The sequence below is a fragment of the Rhizobium sp. NFR07 genome (assembly GCF_900111905.1).
Classification (GTDB): domain Bacteria; phylum Pseudomonadota; class Alphaproteobacteria; order Rhizobiales; family Rhizobiaceae; genus Neorhizobium.
On the sequence record NZ_FOKM01000009.1, the window covers coordinates 85468 to 101616 of the forward strand.

The following is a 16149-nucleotide window of genomic DNA, read 5'->3' on the forward strand; positions in this document are numbered from 1 at the left end:
CCCAAACCATTTCAAGCCGCCTTTGTCTCGCGCTTGCGTGCCAGATTGGCCACGACATTCTCGATCATCCGCATGCCGGCATCACCACCTAGGGTCATGATCGATTCCGGGTGGAACTGCACGGCCGCGATCGGCTCCTTTGCGTGTTCGATACCCATGATCGTGCCGTCTTCGCTCTCCGCCGTGATGATGAAGTTCGGATCGAGCGTCGCCGGATCGGCAAAGATCGAATGGTAGCGACCGACCGTCACCTCCCTTGCGAGCCCGGAGAAGACGATGCCCGGCTCCAGCACGCGAATGCGTGAAGGCTTGCCGTGCATCGGCAGCGCCAGATGGCGCAGCTCGCCGCCATAGGCCTCGGCCAGCGCCTGCAGGCCGAGGCAGACGCCGAAGATCGGCAGGTTCTTTGCCCGCGCCGCCTTGATCGTCGCCTTGCAGTCGAAATCCTTCGGGTTGCCCGGTCCGGGCGACAGCACGACGAGATCCGGGTCGATCCGGTCGAACACCTCTTCCGGCACCGGCGTGCGAACGGTCGAAACCGTTGCCCCCGTCTGGCGGAAATAGTTGGCAAGCGTGTGGACGAAACTGTCCTCGTGGTCGACGAGCAGGATTTTCACCCCCTCGCCCACCCGCGCGACGTCGCGGGACACCTTGCCCGTATTGCCGGCACGCGCATCGCGGATCGCTGAAATCATGGCCGATGCCTTCAGTTCGGTTTCTGCCTCTTCCTCCTCCGGGTTGCTGTCGTTGAGCAGCGTCGCGCCGGCACGCACCTCGGCAATGCCGTCCTTCACGCGAATGGTACGCAGCGTCAGACCCGTATTCATGTTGCCGTCGAAGCCGACCATGCCGATCGCCCCGCCATACCATGCCCGTGGGCTCTTTTCGTGGTTCTCGATGAAGCGCATTGCCCATAGCTTCGGCGCACCGGTGACCGTCACCGCCCAGGCGTGGGACAGGAAGCCGTCGAACGCGTCCATGTCCGGACGCAGGCGCCCCTCGATATGGTCGACCGTATGGATGAGGCGCGAATACATCTCGATCTGGCGGCGGCCGATCACCTTCACCGAACCCGGCTCGCAGACCCGGCTCTTGTCGTTGCGGTCGACATCCGAACACATGGTGAGCTCGGACTCGTCTTTCTTAGAGTTGAGCAGCTTGAGGATCTGCTCGCTATCGGAAATCGCATCCTCTCCGCGCTTGATCGTGCCCGAGATCGGGCAGGTCTCGATCCTGCGGCCGGATACACGCACGAACATTTCCGGCGACGCGCCGATCAGATATTCCTGGTTTCCGAGATTGATGAAGAAGGAATAGGGCGACGGATTGATCGCCTTCAGCCGCTTGGAAATCTCGGAAGGCTTGCTATCGCAGCGCTCCATGAACTTCTGGCCCGGCACCACTTCGAACAGGTCGCCGCGGCGGAAGCTTTCCTTGGCCTTGGTGACGAGGCTCGCATATTCGCCGGGCTTGTGATCGCCCTTCGGCGGCGTGACGGTCGTGCGACGGAACGGATCGGGCGCCACATCGCCAGACTTGCCCTCGGTCGTCACGCCATCCTTTGCAAAATCATAGCGGTCGACCCAGGCCTTCGCCGCATGGTGGTCGACGACCAGGATTTCGTCCGGCAGGAAAAGCACCATGTCGCGCTGGTCCCCTGGCCGTTCCATCGACAGCTTGATCGCATCGAACTGGAAGGCAAGATCGTAACCGAAGGCGCCGAACAGGCCGATGGCCGAATCCGCATCGGAGTAGAAGAGGTCGACGATCGAGCGCAGCACGGTGAACACCGTCGGCATCTTGGAGCGTTCTTCCTCCGTGAAGACGCGCGACGGCTGGTTGACCGTCAAGTCGAGCCGACGTGCCGTCCGTTCGCCGAGCGTCAGATCCCCGACCGTTGCAAGCCTGTCGGAAACGAACCCGAGCAGGACCTCGCCGCGCTCGTTATAGGCATCGATCCACACCTTGCGGCCATTGCAGGTGATCCCGAGCGGCGGATCGGCGATCGCCGTGTCCCAGCGTGTGTAGCGACCTGGATATTCGTAGTTGGACGAGAAGACGGCGCCGCGGCGCTCATCAAGCCTGTCTACATAGGAGGAGATGGCGGTCGCATATTCCGCCGGCCGGCGGGCGCGGCTGACGGTAATGCCGCCTTTCGTCTCGTAAGTCTCCGATCCGTCGTCGCTGATGATCGTTACCATGGCATGCCTCTCCGGTCTCTCGTCTCCGGCGCAGGCCCGACGTCACGTCGTATCAGCCTGCTCGGGTTGTTCAGTACCCGTTTCCCGCGCCGGCCAACAAAAAAGCCGCCTCGGGTCTCGGGCGGCTTGGTCTCGTCTTGTCGATGGACATGACTGGTCAAGGCCGCGCTAGCGTGCCCACCACCAGTTACCATTGTTGTTCATCGAAATCGTCATGGGCAGAATTGTTAGCGTGGGTCCGTTTCGCGCGCAAGCGCAAAAATACAGTCGACGGATGCGACCAAATCCGGGTCATGCGCGTTGCCTGTCTGGCCGGAGGTCTGAGATCAACCGGCAAAGGGGCATCCAGCCCCGTGGATAGACCAGGAATAGGACAGGACGAAGGATGAAGCGATCCCTTTATCTTCTTGCCTTGGGCATGCCGCTAATGCTCGGCGCAGCGCCTCCGCCAACTCGGCCGATACCGCAGGCCCAGCCCGCTGATGTCGTCGAAATAAACGTCCTCGACCGCTTCCTGCAGGATGCCGGCGTCAGGAAGCGCCCGTCTTCCCAGCGCACCAGAACACGTTCCCAGACCAATCGCGGCGCATTCCCCAAACCACCGGCTCTGGCAAGCGTTCCATTGCCGCTGCCAAAGCCTGCGGAAGACGCGCAAGCTGCATCGCCGGCCACATCGGAAGCCCCCCCGGCGACCGAACAGGCCCAAACCGAGGGCAAGGGCACCGCCGCCCCGACGCCGGAGGAAAAGCCTGCAGCCGCCGCATCCCAAAAGGCGGAAACTGCAAACGAGAAACCGGCCGACACCGAAGCCGCATCGCCGGAAACCGCCCCGCCCCCGGCTGCAAAGCCCGAGACCGCAAAGACCGAGGAGCCCCCTTCTCCATCCGCACAGGCACCGACCGACGAGGCAGCCATCCCTCCCGTCGTCCAGCAGCCTGGCACGGCCACCGAACCGGCGCATTCGGCGGAAGTCCCCAAACCGTTGGCCAAGCCCGAAACGGATGAAGCCAAGACCGGCACCGGGGAGCCAGCAGCAAAGGACACCCAGGAACAAGCCAGGGACGGCGAGACCGCTGCCGACGAGACCAAGCCCGACGGCAAGGCGGCCGAAGAGGGTGAAAAGGCCGAGACCGAGCCACCCCCGCCGCCGCTCGTCGAGGAGAACCCGCAGGAACTGCAGGCCTGCCTCGCCGATCTCAAGGCCATTGGCGCAAAATTCGAAGCCACCGACCCGATCGACGAAGGCAAAGGCTGCGGCATAAAACAGCCGATCGACGTGGCCGAGGTTCTGCCCGGCGTCGACCTCGGCGGCGCGACCATGCGCTGCAAGACCGCGCTCACCATGGCCCATTGGCTGAAGGATACCGTCCAGCCGGCCATGAACATCGCCATGCCCGGCCGCAAGATCGTCCGTCTCATCCCCGGCTCGACCTATCAGTGCCGCCTGAGAAACAACGCCTCGACCGGCAAGATTTCCGAACACGCGCGCGGCAACGCCTTCGACGTCGCGGCCTTCAAGCTCGACAATGGCGAGATGATCACGATGAAGCCGCGCGACGAGGATTCCACGCTCGAAGGCGCCTTCCAGCGCACGGCAACCGCCGGCGCATGCCTGCACTTCACCACCGTGCTCTCGCCCGGCAGTGACGCCGCTCATGAGGATCACCTGCATCTCGATGTGCTCGAACGCAAAAACGGCTATCGCTACTGCCGTTGAATCAATCTCTCAACAGCCTGAATCAGGCTCGCAAGAACAGCACCCAAAGCACTGTTCCATAAAAACAATCCCACGGAGCCGGCCAAAGCTCCGCGGGATCGAACTTCCCGAGAACAATTCCCGGATCAGAAGATCGGCTTGAAGCAGACCTCGACAACCCGGCTTCCATCCGGATCGGTGATACGCAGCAACTGGCAATCGCGAACCTCACGACGCACATAGGTCGCGCGGACCTCGCGATAGTGTCGCGCCTGCGATGGCGCGGAATAGCCGCCGACGAGATCGGCCGACAGAGCCGAAGACTGCGACGAAGCAACGGCGGCGAGCGCAGCCAGTGCAGAAATGATAAGTCGCGTATTTCTGATTTTCGACGTCATGAATTCATCTCCGCGCAAGAAAATCGATAAGAATATCCGGATGGCAATGCTTGCTCATCCTGCGCGGCCTTAATTCCGAAATCAAGTTTAGGTTCCCGACGACCTTAAAAGATCGACAAGACCCGGCCTTGAGCCAGATGATTTATTGCGCAAAAGACCCGTTCAGAGATCCCGAGCCGCTGCGACGCCCGCGACATCCTCGTCGGTCAGCACGATCTCGTATTTCTGGTCCGGATCGAACACCTCGACGCGATTGGCTGTCACCTCGCTGTTTTCCGTCAGCGCTCGCGAAAAAGCCTCGGGCGACCGCTCGTCCTCGACCAGAATGGTGCTTCCGGCCTTCAATGCGACTTCGAGATAGGGCATGGCGGCTCCTTCCTGCGTTCCTGCCTGTGAAACTGAACGCCCGGAGCCGTCATCGGTTGCCTAGAAAAGCCCCTCGATCTGGCCTTCCTCGTTGAGCATGATCCGCTCGGCCGACGGCGAGCGCGGCAGGCCCGGCATGGTCATGATCTCGCCGGTGATCGCGACGATGAAGCCGGCACCGGCCGAAAGCCGCACTTCGCGCACATGAACGACATGCCCTTCCGGCGCGCCGCGCAGGGCGGGATCGGTCGAGAAGGAATATTGCGTCTTGGCGATGCAGACAGGCAGGTTGCCGTAACCCTGCTCCTGCCAGGCCTTCAACTGGTCGCGCACCGCCTTGTCGGCCGTCACTTCGCCGGCATGGTAGATCTTGGACGCGACGATCTCGATCTTTTCCATCAGCGGCGTATCGTCCGGGTAGAGCGGCTGGAAATCGGCCTGCCCGCTGTCGGCAAGTTCGACCACCTTGTAGGCCAGTTCCTCGATGCCGGCGGAGCCCTGCCCCCAGTGGCGGCACACGATCGCATCGGCGCCGTGCCGATCGACATATTCCTTGATCGCAGCAATTTCCGCTTCGGTATCCGAGATGAAATGGTTGATGGCGACGACGACCGGCACGCCGAACTTGCGCACATTGGCGACATGGCGCCCGAGATTGGAGCACCCCCGAACAAGCGCCTCTACGTTCTCGGCCGAAAGGTCTTCCTTCTTCACGCCGCCATTCATCTTCAGCGCCCGGATGGTCGCGACGATGACGGCTGCGTCAGGCTTCAATCCAGCCTGGCGGCACTTGATGTCGAAGAATTTTTCCGCGCCGAGATCGGCACCGAAACCGGCTTCGGTGACGACATAGTCACCGAGCTTCAGCGCAGCCTTGGTGGCGATCACCGAGTTGCAGCCATGGGCGATATTGGCAAAAGGCCCGCCATGCACCAGCGCCGGATTGTTTTCCAGCGTCTGCACCAGGTTCGGCTGCATCGCATCCTTGAGCAGAACCGCCATCGCCTTGTCGGCCTTGAGGTCCCGCGCATAGACCGGCGAGCGGTCGAAACGGTAGCCGATGACGATTTCGCCGAGACGGCGCTCAAGGTCGGCGAGATTTTCGGCAAGGCAGAGGATCGCCATGACTTCCGACGCTACCGTGATGTCGAAACCGCCCTCGCGTGGAAAACCGTTCTTGGCGCCGCCGAGCGAAGCCACGATCTCGCGCAGCGCCCGGTCATTCATGTCCATCACCCGCCGCCAGGTCACGCGGCGGATGTCGATATCCAGCTCGTTGCCCCAATAGACATGGTTGTCGATCATCGCCGACAGAAGATTGTGCGCCGAGGTGATCGCATGGAAATCGCCGGTGAAATGGAGGTTGATATCCTCCATCGGCACGACCTGCGCATAACCGCCGCCGGCCGCCCCGCCCTTGACGCCGAAGCATGGCCCGAGCGAAGGCTCGCGCACGCAGATGACGGCATTCTTGCCGATACGGTTCAAACCGTCTCCGAGACCGACCGTGGTCGTCGTCTTCCCCTCGCCCGCCGGCGTCGGGTTGATCGCGGTGACAAGGATCAGCTTGCCGTTTTCGCGCCCTTCGAGCGAAGCAATGAAGCGCTCGCCGATCTTCGCCTTGTCGTGGCCGTAGGGGATGAGGTCACCGGACGGAATGCCCAGCCGGTCACCGATCTCGCCGATCGGCTTCTTCACCGATGCGCGGGCGATCTCGATATCCGATTTCACGGTCGCCATGCTTTGTCCTTCCGGTCTTGCTGTCATCTCGGTTTCTGTGCCCGCATCGATAGCCAAGCCGGACCAATCCGCAAAGGGGCTGCGGTCACATCTTCACAGGCAAGGCCGAAAAAATAGCGGCATTGGCAGGAAAACAACGTCTCGCAAAAACTTGAGTTTTCCGCTCAGATTCAAACTTGACTCTTTTTGTGCAGATTTCTAACACATTGGCGGGGCTTCTGCTTCGGCGGAAATCAAACAACAATTCTGAGCTCCCCATGCGCTCGCAGGTCGCGGCGCGTGGCGGTCGCGCATGCCATTTTGAGGGGTCTTATATGGGGTCTAGTACATTTAGCCGACGGCATCTTTTTGCTGGCTCGGCTCTTTTCGTCGTGCTTTCGTCTGCGCCACTGGCCCATGCTCAGGACGCCACGACGGCCACCGGCCAGCAGGCCGAAACGCAGGAACAGACATCGACCGATCTCCAGCCGATCGTGCTGCGCGGCGGTCGCGTCGGACAGGCTCCCGCCTCGCCGCTGACCCAAACGACCGAGCGCTCGGTCATCCAGAACCGCATGGTCACCGACTTCAAGGATTTTGCCCGCCGCGTCGACGCTGGCGTCAACTTCAACAGCACCAATCAGAGCATCAACATCCGCGGCCTGCAGGATGACCGTGTCCTGACGACGATCGACGGCATCCGCCAGCCCTGGCTGTCCGACCCGCGCGGCGTCCAGGGCGGCGTCACCGCCTTCGATTTCGACAGCCTGTCCTCCGTCGACATCACCAAGGGCGCCGATTCCAGCCGCTTCGGCTCGGGCGCGCTCGGCGGTGCGGTCGAACTGAAGACCCTGAACCCGGAAGACATCATCGAAGAAGGCAAGAACTTCGGCGCGCTGACCAAGAGCACCTATGACAGCACCGACGACAGCTTCGGCAACAATGCAGCCATCGCCGGTCGTTCGGGCGATACCTGGTTGCTGGTCCAAGGCAGCTTTAAAAAAGGCCATGAGACAGACAACCGAGGAAGTGTCGGCGGATATGACGACACCCGTTCGGAAGCCAATCCTGCCGATTTCTGGCAGCGAAATCTGCTCGTAAAGTTTCATCAGTATCTCGAGGGCGGCCATCGGTTCGGCCTGACAGGCGAGCTTTTCAACCGCGAAAAGGACACCGACAACTTCCGCGGTACCGATCCGGCCACTTATCAGGCTGGCACGCTTCGGAGCGGAGAGGACGTAGATCGCAAGCGCATTTCCGGTTCCTACGATTTCATCTCGCGGGGCGGCGACGACATCGTCGATCAAGCGAATGTCACGGTCTATTGGCAGAAGGAACAACTGCGCAATACGACCGATGGCATTCGTCTCAGGGACTCACGCGCCTTCATTCCGGGCGACCCCTTCTACTACGGCTTCCCCGAGGGTGAATTCAGACGGGACAACAGGCTGCAGCAGACGTCTTACGGCATCACCGGTACGGCCTCCAAGGACGCAACGCTCGGCGGGCTCGACCATAGCTTCCGTTTCGGCGGCGAACTCTATTGGACAAAGACGCATCAGTATTCCGCCGGGGTCGACAATTGCCCGGATGTTGACTGGACGACGATTGCAGATCCCTTTGGCCCGCAATCTTGCCGTTTCCTCCATTCAAATTCTTCCGACATGGCTGACGTCGATGGCGTGACCTTCGGCGCCTTTGTCGAAGATGACATCAAGTTCTTCGAAGATCGCCTGACCATTACGCCCGGCCTGCGTATGGACTGGTACGACTACGACCCGAAGTCCACGGCAGCGTATGAGGCAAGCCCGAATTATGACCCGGCCTACCTCCGGTCGTCGAGCGATTTCGGCCTATCCCCGAAGCTGCGCGCAGCCTGGAAGGCAACGCAGGAACTCGAACTCTTTGCCCAGTACACCCGTGGTTTCCGTGCTCCGAGCGTGCTCGAGCTCTACCAGAACTACGGCGCGCCGGGTTCCTACGCTCGTATTGGGAACCCGGACCTCGAAACGGAAACCAGCAACGGCTTCGAGATCGGCGCCAAGTATCAGGCCACCGACTACGCTCTGCGCGCGACGGTGTTCAACAACTACTACCGCAACTTCATCGACACGGTCGCGCTTGACGATCCGACCGGTGACTATCCTCTCGGCATCAGCGGCTACGAAAACCTTAACAAGGTGCACATCTATGGCATCGAACTCGGCGGCGAATGGCAATTCCACGAAAACTGGCGCACCTGGGGTTCGTTTGCCTGGACCTATGGCAAGGACACTGAAAACGACGCCTATCTAAACTCGGTCGCACCGTTGCGCGCCATTGTCGGCCTCGGTTATTCGACCGAAACCTGGGGGTCGGATGTCTCCCTCACTCTGGCATCATCCCGCAACAAGGTCAGCGGAGGCGGCTTCAAGGCTCCCGGCTACGGGCTTGTCGATGCGACCGTCTGGTGGACGCCTGACAAGGTCGGCGAGCTTGATCTCTCGGGCTTGAAGGTTCAGGCCGGCGTGTTCAACGTTTTCGACAAGAAGTATTGGGACGCGGTAAGCGTGCCGGAATCGGTCAGCGGCAATAGTGATTACTTCACCGAACCCGGCCGCACGTTCAAAGTCTCGATCACCAAGAAGTTCTGACACTTTCCCTGCCCAAGACCGAAACGCCGCATCCGCGAGGATGCGGCGTTTCGCATTTTCGAACTGTCTTGCGGAGTCTGAACTCTGCCTTTATGGGCAGGATGGGAGAGATCGAACCGGAGACCGAACCGAATGAAATCGCTGGAATTGCTGGTCGAAAAGATCATCCTCTCGAGCCGCTGGATCCTCGTTGTCTTTTACATGGGTCTCGTTGCTGCACTGGGCATCTACGCGCTCTCCTTCATCGCGAAATTCTGGAAGATCGCCAAGGAAGTCTTCACCCTCGGCGAAGCCGAAATGATCCTTGCCATGCTCGGCCTGATCGATGCGGCTCTTGTCGCAAGCCTGATCCTCATGGTGATGATCTCCGGCTACGAGAATTTCGTCAGCCGCTTCGATGAAGCCGAAGCCGATGTCTCCTTCCTCGGCAAGCTCGATGCTGGCAGCCTGAAGATCAAGGTCGCGTCGTCGATCGTCGCCATCTCGTCGATCCATCTCCTGCAGATCTTCCTCAATGCCAGCCAGTACAGCAACGTCCACCTGATGTGGTACACGATCCTCCACCTCACCTTCGTCGTATCCGCCGTCATGCTGGGCTGGCTGGAGCGCATCATGGCCGCGACCAAGGCGGACAAGGCCGAGGCGAGCAAGGAAGACGGCCACGAGGTGAAGCTCTGACACAGCATATCTGCGGTTGTCCGCAATGTTTCCGCCTCGAACTAAAGTAGAGCGAACAACAGCAGAATGAACATTTTCACATAATTGATTGGTAATGGATGTCGGTTACCAGTGTAGCCCATGCACTGGAGCGAGACATGACTGTTGGCAGGGACAATCTGCTCATGGCCGATGGGCCGGGCAATCGCCACGCGAACGAAATCCTTCTTATCGAGGATTCCGTGGCGCTCTCGACCCTGCTGACCCAAAGACTGGAAGAGGAAACCGGAGCTGCCGTGACCCGTTGCGGCAGCATGGCGGCGGCCCGCGGCAAGCTGCAGGAACGCAGCTTCATGCTGGCACTCTCCGGCCTCAACCTTCCGGATGCCCCGAACGGCGAAATTCTCAACCTTCTCGACGAAGCCGGCGTTGCGACCATCGTCTTCACCGCCCGGTTCGACGTGAACGCGCGGGAAAAATACGCCGAGAAGAAGATCATTGACTATATCGTCAAGGACGGCAGCCGCACGGTCGATACGGTTGTTAACACCGTCCGCCGTTTCTGCACCAACAATGCCTACCGAATTCTCGTCGTTGACGATGTCCGCACCGCCCGTTCGGGCCTGACCGACATTCTCAATCGCCAGAATTTTCAGGTCCTGGAAGCCCATTCCGGCAGGCAGGCGCTCGAGATCCTGGCCGGAGATGACACGATCGAGCTCGTCATCACCGACTATCACATGCCCGACATGGACGGTTACGAGCTGACCCGTCGTATTCGCGAAACCCGTGGCTCCGAGGAGATCCGCATCATCGGCGTCTCGTCCTCCTCCGACCGCCTGCTGTCTGCAAGCTTCCTGAAAGCCGGCGCCTCGGACTTCATCTACCGCCCCTTCGTGCCGGAAGAACTGCAGTGTCGGATCGACAACAATATCGAGACGCTGACCCAGCTGAAGCACCTGCGCCGCCTGGCGGAACGCGATCATCTGACCGGACTGGCAAACCGTCGGCACTTTTTCGACCGCATGCGCAATCTCGGTGCAGACGCGCTATCCGGCTCCATTGCCCTGCTCGACATCGATCACTTCAAGAACGTCAATGACAGCTACGGCCATGATGTCGGCGACCGCGTGCTGGTCACCCTGGCGACCGTGATGGAGAAGATGTGCGCAGCCGGCCGGCATATTCCCGCGCGACTCGGCGGCGAAGAGTTCGCAATATTCCTCAACAAGGCCGACGCCTTCCAGAGCCATTCCTTCTGCGAAGAGTTGCGCAGGGCGATCGAGGAGGCCAACGTGCCGACCGGAAACAGCAAAATATCCGTCACGGTTTCGATCGGTGTTGTCGAGATCGAGCCCGGCGAGACTTTCAGCAATCAGATGAACGCCGCCGACCAGCTTCTCTATCTGGCCAAGGCCAACGGCCGAAACCGCGTCTATTCCTCGCTGACGCTTCCCGAAGCCATGCGCTCGGCGGCGCCTTCCGTGTAAAGACATAAGTCAGCTGTCGAAGCTTCGACGGGATCATCTACCCGCAAAAGTATATTTCGATTGTATTTATTGAAATAAATATTACCATAGGTTGCCGATTAAACAATAGCTGACGGGGGTAATGTTGCGTAGCTTGGGCGTGGCATCAATAATCGCGTCTTGCTTTATCGTTCCGCCAGTTCTGGCGGCTGACTGGTCATTTTACACGCCAGAGAACGGCGTCGTAGATTTAAACACAGTTAATGGCGCCGTGAGTGGGACATATAGCGGCTTCACGAAGCAAGGCGCTCGCTTTCAAGTCCCGATTGTCGGAGAAAATACAACTGACGGAATACTCCAACTGGATTTCGATTTTGGCGGTCATAAGCGATCGGTCGAACTGAGAAAGACAGGCGCCTACGATGGCTACCGTACTTGGGTAGTTACATCCGGAGCGATGCCCAGCGGCGAGACCGAAATGTCGGCGCCGATCTTTGTGGAAACCGACAGCGCTGCAGACCTCACCCGTAGGTGGGAGCAAGCGCGTCAAGCGAGCTACCCGTTCGAAAAGTATCAGGTCTACCTTCGGGAAAAAGCCGACCTATTAAAAGAAGCTTTTGGCGAAGCGTACTCGGCCGAAGCATTCAGCACAACGGTTGGGGTTATTGATCACCGCCGCAATTACTCTCGCTGGCAGGTCGCCGCTAAACTGGCGCTAGATAAGACTGCAGGCATCAAGACACTTGGAACAGCGAGCGATATCGCAATGATTTCCGTACCCGATACGCTTCTGACCAACGGACTAACCCCGACCATCTTTCGGAACAGCGGCCTCCCAATGGAGCCGCCGCCATCGATATTTCCGCAATCAACGAAAACTGCTCGCATTCCCGTCAGCAATGTCTTTCATACGCTTTACAGCAATGGCGTCCTCGGTCCTGGAGACACCAACGAATTTATGTCGTTGTTCGTAGGTCGCGATTGTAAGATGCACCCGCCAAGATCGACCGTCGTTGCAGCCACCTGCACCTATCACTCAGATACATTCAAATACTCTCGCAACGAGCACCTCTGGATTAAGACAATGGTCAGCTTCCGTCTTGGCCCGTCCCTGCAAAATAATAAGCTGCAAGTCGTCTACATCGAAAGCGATACCTTGGCCGCGTCTGGAGCAAGCGATGACAGCCCAATGGCCGATAGGTATAATTCGGAATACGTCACATCGCCGACGGCAACATTCTGCATAAGCGCATTCGAGAGAGAGATTAATTCCAATATTGTTCTCAAATATCCAACAACAACCATGGAGGAATAAATGCCTAGGGGATACTTAGTCATATTTACCGCGCTAATAATCCTTTTTGGCCACATTGGATTTTCTGCTTATATATTCGCGGGAAGCAACAGGCTCACTTACGATGAGCGTATAGACACGATGCTCGTGATAGCTCCGCTGACGGCGGCCTATTTCATGAGCGTCACTATTTTTGTCATAAAGAACCAAAGAAATGAAATCGTGGTAAAAAGCGATCAGGCCAATCTCTTATTCTACATATTTTCCGTAGTGATTGTACTCGTCTTCATTATATCCATATTTTGGCTGCTGCGCTCATATGAAGACGGATCCATCTCGTCAATTACCAGTCTCAAGCGAGGCATCGGCGCTGTCGAAACGATTGTTGGCGCAGGCTTCGCGCTTATAATGGAGACACTCTTCGGCGCTGTAGAGCGAAAAAACGAGCCGAGGTGAACCACCAACTCAGCTATTCGTTCTCGGCTAGCAGCAACTAACGATTTTGCACGTCAAAGGCTCCATTGGAGCCTTTTGCCCGCAAGCCGTCGCGCCTCACCCCTCCCCGATCGCGATCAGGCTGGCGTTGCCGCCGGCAGCGGCCGTGTTGACGGAAACCACCTGCTCTTCGGCAAAGCGCATCAGATAGGCCGGGCCACCCGCCTTGAAGCCGGTGCCGGAGAGCTTGGAGCCGCCGAAGGGCTGGGTGCCGACCACGGCGCCGATCATGTTGCGGTTGACATAGACATTGCCGACGTCGAGCGCTTCCGACAACTTGCGGATCGTCGCCTCGATGCGGCTGTGGATGCCGAGCGTCAGGCCGTAGCCGGTCGCCTCCACCGCCTCGATCACCTTGTCGAGATCCTTTGCCTTCCAGCGCACCACATGCAGAACCGGGCCGAACACTTCCTTGGTCAGTGCTGCGGCGCTGTCGAGTTCGATGATATGAGGCGCGAAGAAATTGCCTGTTGCTGGCGCCTTGCCGGCATAGCGCACCTTCTGCTTGGCACCCATCTCGGCAACATGGCCGGACAGCATCTTCGTCTGGTTCTCGTCGATGATCGGACCGACATCGGTATTGGCGAGCATAGGGTCGCCGAGATTGAGTTCGGCGGCAGCCCCCTCGATCATCTTCAGCATGCCGTCGGCAATGTCTTCCTGCAGGAACAGAAGGCGCAGCGCCGAGCAGCGCTGGCCGGCCGAACGGAAAGCCGACATGACCACGTCGTCCGCCACCTGCTCACCAAGCGCGGTCGCATCGACGATCATCGCGTTGATACCGCCGGTCTCGGCGATCAACGGCACGATCGGGCCATCCTTGGCGGCAAGCGTCCGGTTGATCGCCCAGGCGGTCTTCGTCGAGCCGGTAAAGGCGACGCCTGCGAGTTTCGGATGCGCTGTGATGGCAGAGCCGATTTCTGGCCCGCCCGGCAGGAAGGCCAAAGCTTCAACAGGAATGCCCGCCTGATGCAGCAGCTTGATTGCTTCAAAGGCGACCAGCGGCGTCTGCGGCGCGGGCTTGGCGATAACGGTATTGCCGGCAACCAGGGCCGCCGAAACCTGCCCGAGGAAAATCGCCAGCGGGAAGTTCCACGGCGAGATGCAGGCAAACACGCCGCGGCCTCGCCACAGGTGTCGATTGTCCTCACCGGTCGGACCCGGCATCAGCGTCGGGGTTGCGAACAGCTCGCGGCCCTTGTCGGCGTAATAGCGAAGGAAATCGACTGCTTCGCGAATTTCGGCAACGCCGTCATCCAGCGTCTTGCCGGCCTCCTGTGCAAGCAGCGCCAGCAGGCCGTCGCGATTGTCTTCCAGAAGCCCTGCAGCGCGCTCCAGGCAGGCCGCGCGTACTTCCACCGGCTGGCGCGCCCAGCCCTTGAATGCCTTGGAGGCGGCATCGAAAGCGACGCCGACATCCGTCACACTCGCGTCCTGAACCGTGCCGACGACCTTCTGCCGGTCGGAAGGCGAGCGCACCGGCTTGGCTTCCGCCTTGGACATCAGGCCTGCGACCAACGGACCGGCCTTGATCTCGCCGAGCGGCCGCTCAAGCGTCGCCATCAGCCGTTCAAGGTTTTCGCGATGGCCGAATTCGAACCCGGCGCTGTTCTTGCGGCGACCATAAAGTTCCGACGGCAGCGGGATCTGCTTGTGGCGGGCGCTCGCGCCATCATCCAGGCCAAGGCGCTGGGCGGGGCGCTCGAGCAGCTTCTCGACCGGGATCTGCTTGTCACCGGCAACCGCCACGAAGGACGAGTTCGCACCGTTCTCCAAGAGGCGACGAACGAGATAAGCGAGCAGGTCGCGATAACCGCCGACCGGCGCATAGATGCGGCAGGCAATGCGGTCGTTGCTTTCCAGCAGGTCATCGTAGAGAGCCTCGCCCATGCCGTGCAGGCGCTGGAATTCGAAGCCGCTTCGATCCGGGCCGGCCAGCTCCAGAATGGTCGCGACGGTCAGCGCATTATGGGTGGCGAATTGCGGGAAGATGCGGGCACGTTTCGACAGCATCTGCTGGGCGCAGGCGAGATAGGCCTGGTCGGTGGCGGGCTTGCGGGTCCAGACCGGATAATCTTCGAGCCCGCGCTCCTGCGTGCGCTTCACTTCGGTATCCCAGTAAGCGCCCTTGACGAGACGCACCATCATCCGGCGGCCATAGGTGGAGCAGAGATTGTCGATATAGTCGATCACCTGAGGCGCGCGCTTCTGGTAGGCCTGGATGGCAAGCCCGAACCCGTCCCAGCCGGCGAGCGACGGATCGGAGAAGACGGCGGCGATCACGTCAAGCGACAGTTCCAGCCGGTCGGCCTCTTCCGCATCGACGGTGAAATTCAGCTGATGTTCCTTGGCCATGCGGGCAAGATCGAGAAGATCCGGCACCAGTTCGCGCATCACCCGGTCGCGATGGGTGGCGAGATAGCGCGGATGCAGCGCCGAAAGCTTGACCGAAATGCCCATGCGGTCGGGCAGTTCCTTGCCCTTGCCCTTCTTGGCCATGAAGGTGCCGATCGACTGGATCGCGTCCGCATAGGAGCGGAAATAGCGCTTGGCGTCTTCCGCCGTGCGGGCGCCCTCGCCCAGCATGTCGAAGGAATGACGATAGCCGCGCTCCTCGCTCTTGGCCGCGCGGCCGAGCGCATCCTTCATCGTCTCGCCGAGCACGAAGTGATGGCCGAGGAAACGCATTGCCTGCTTGGTCGCGCTACGCACGGTCGGTAGGCCGACGCGCTTGACGAGACCGCGCAGGACACCTTCCGGCGTCTCGCCGGGACCGATGACGCGGGCGGAGACGGCAAGCGCCCAGGCGGAAGCCGAAACGAACCAGCTTTCGCCGGTGGCCTCATGGGTGCTCCAGCCGCCCTGACGCAGCTTGTCCTCGATCAGCCTGTCCTGGGTAATGGAATCGGGAACCCGCAGCAGTGCTTCGGCCAGCACCATAAGCGCCAGCCCCTCGCGGGTGGAAAGCCCGTATTCGCGCAAAAAGTCCTCGACGCCGCCGACCTTGCCCGAACCGTCGCGGATGGCATTGATCATCCGCCTTGCGCGCTGGTCGATCGCCGCGTCCTGGGCGGCGGTAAAGCTGGTGCGGGCGGCGAACTGGCGGATCAGCCGATCGTCGTCACCTGCATAGGGGGCATTGAACAGCGCAAAGGTCTCGGTCACGTTTCTCGACTCCATGGGGATTTCCCGTCTCATCGCCTAACTAGCGATAAATTGCT

Annotated in this window: 11 protein-coding genes; 6 read left to right on the forward strand and 5 right to left on the reverse strand. The window is 60.1% G+C overall.

The features are described from left to right. Positions 1 to 11: 11 nt before the first annotated feature. On the reverse strand, positions 12 to 2201 hold the full coding sequence (locus tag BM216_RS19295) for an anthranilate synthase (RefSeq protein ID WP_093000834.1): 2190 nt from the start codon (positions 2199 to 2201) through the stop codon (positions 12 to 14). A 385-nt stretch (positions 2202 to 2586) separates the two neighbouring features. Here BM216_RS19295 and BM216_RS19300 point away from each other — a divergent pair, with 385 nt between their 5' ends. Next, complete coding sequence (locus BM216_RS19300; RefSeq protein ID WP_093000835.1) at positions 2587 to 3918, forward strand: extensin family protein; 1332 nt, start codon at positions 2587 to 2589, stop codon at positions 3916 to 3918. 125 nt (positions 3919 to 4043) lie between these two features. Here BM216_RS19300 and BM216_RS19305 read toward each other — a convergent pair whose 3' ends face one another. The 3 genes from BM216_RS19305 to BM216_RS19315 all read right to left on the reverse strand — a co-directional run bounded on the left by BM216_RS19305 (position 4044) and on the right by BM216_RS19315 (position 6401). Continuing rightward, complete coding sequence (locus BM216_RS19305) at positions 4044 to 4295, reverse strand: hypothetical protein (RefSeq protein ID WP_093000836.1); 252 nt, start codon at positions 4293 to 4295, stop codon at positions 4044 to 4046. Between the two features lie 162 nt (positions 4296 to 4457). Further along, the gene (locus BM216_RS19310; protein WP_093000837.1) at positions 4458 to 4661 is read right to left on the reverse strand and encodes a hypothetical protein; all 204 of its coding nucleotides are present in this window, start codon (positions 4659 to 4661) and stop codon (positions 4458 to 4460) included. A 60-nt stretch (positions 4662 to 4721) separates the two neighbouring features. Continuing rightward, positions 4722 to 6401: a formate--tetrahydrofolate ligase gene (locus tag BM216_RS19315; protein WP_093000838.1), complete on the reverse strand. Its 1680-nt coding sequence runs from the start codon at positions 6399 to 6401 to the stop codon at positions 4722 to 4724. Between the two features lie 314 nt (positions 6402 to 6715). On the opposite strand from BM216_RS19315, the gene BM216_RS19320 reads away from it, so the two are divergent. The 5 genes from BM216_RS19320 (at position 6716) to BM216_RS19340 (ending at position 12889) form a co-directional block, all read left to right on the forward strand. Then, positions 6716 to 9013, forward strand: a complete 2298-nt coding sequence (locus BM216_RS19320; RefSeq protein WP_177230838.1) for a TonB-dependent hemoglobin/transferrin/lactoferrin family receptor — start codon at positions 6716 to 6718, stop codon at positions 9011 to 9013. Between the two features lie 132 nt (positions 9014 to 9145). After that, the gene (locus BM216_RS19325; RefSeq protein WP_093000840.1) at positions 9146 to 9691 is read left to right on the forward strand and encodes a TIGR00645 family protein; all 546 of its coding nucleotides are present in this window, start codon (positions 9146 to 9148) and stop codon (positions 9689 to 9691) included. Positions 9692 to 9828: 137 nt separating this feature from the next. Then, positions 9829 to 11160, forward strand: coding sequence for a GGDEF domain-containing response regulator (locus tag BM216_RS19330; RefSeq protein ID WP_244530233.1), 1332 nt, complete (start codon positions 9829 to 9831; stop codon positions 11158 to 11160). Between the two features lie 121 nt (positions 11161 to 11281). Beyond that, a complete protein-coding gene (locus BM216_RS19335) occupies positions 11282 to 12454 on the forward strand; it encodes a hypothetical protein (protein ID WP_093000841.1) in 1173 nt (390 codons plus the stop codon). Continuing rightward, positions 12455 to 12889 (forward strand): hypothetical protein, encoded by a 435-nt coding sequence (locus BM216_RS19340; protein ID WP_093000842.1) that lies wholly within the window; start codon positions 12455 to 12457, stop codon positions 12887 to 12889. Between the two features lie 96 nt (positions 12890 to 12985). Here BM216_RS19340 and putA read toward each other — a convergent pair whose 3' ends face one another. Continuing rightward, positions 12986 to 16108, reverse strand: a complete 3123-nt coding sequence (gene putA, locus BM216_RS19345) for a bifunctional proline dehydrogenase/L-glutamate gamma-semialdehyde dehydrogenase PutA (RefSeq protein ID WP_093000843.1) — start codon at positions 16106 to 16108, stop codon at positions 12986 to 12988. Between the last annotated feature and the right edge of the window lie 41 nt (positions 16109 to 16149).

Coding starts and splice junctions, on each gene's coding strand:
- BM216_RS19295 (WP_093000834.1), bottom strand. CDS start 2,201: ATGGTAACGATCATCAGCGACGACGGATCGGAGACTTACGAGACGAAA.
- putA (WP_093000843.1), bottom strand. CDS start 16,108: ATGGAGTCGAGAAACGTGACCGAGACCTTTGCGCTGTTCAATGCCCCC.
- BM216_RS19300 (WP_093000835.1), top strand. CDS start 2,587: ATGAAGCGATCCCTTTATCTTCTTGCCTTGGGCATGCCGCTAATGCTC.
- BM216_RS19310 (WP_093000837.1), bottom strand. CDS start 4,661: ATGCCCTATCTCGAAGTCGCATTGAAGGCCGGAAGCACCATTCTGGTC.
- BM216_RS19330 (WP_244530233.1), top strand. CDS start 9,829: ATGACTGTTGGCAGGGACAATCTGCTCATGGCCGATGGGCCGGGCAAT.
- BM216_RS19305 (WP_093000836.1), bottom strand. CDS start 4,295: ATGACGTCGAAAATCAGAAATACGCGACTTATCATTTCTGCACTGGCT.
- BM216_RS19315 (WP_093000838.1), bottom strand. CDS start 6,401: ATGGCGACCGTGAAATCGGATATCGAGATCGCCCGCGCATCGGTGAAG.
- BM216_RS19325 (WP_093000840.1), top strand. CDS start 9,146: ATGAAATCGCTGGAATTGCTGGTCGAAAAGATCATCCTCTCGAGCCGC.
- BM216_RS19335 (WP_093000841.1), top strand. CDS start 11,282: ATGTTGCGTAGCTTGGGCGTGGCATCAATAATCGCGTCTTGCTTTATC.
- BM216_RS19340 (WP_093000842.1), top strand. CDS start 12,455: ATGCCTAGGGGATACTTAGTCATATTTACCGCGCTAATAATCCTTTTT.
- BM216_RS19320 (WP_177230838.1), top strand. CDS start 6,716: ATGGGGTCTAGTACATTTAGCCGACGGCATCTTTTTGCTGGCTCGGCT.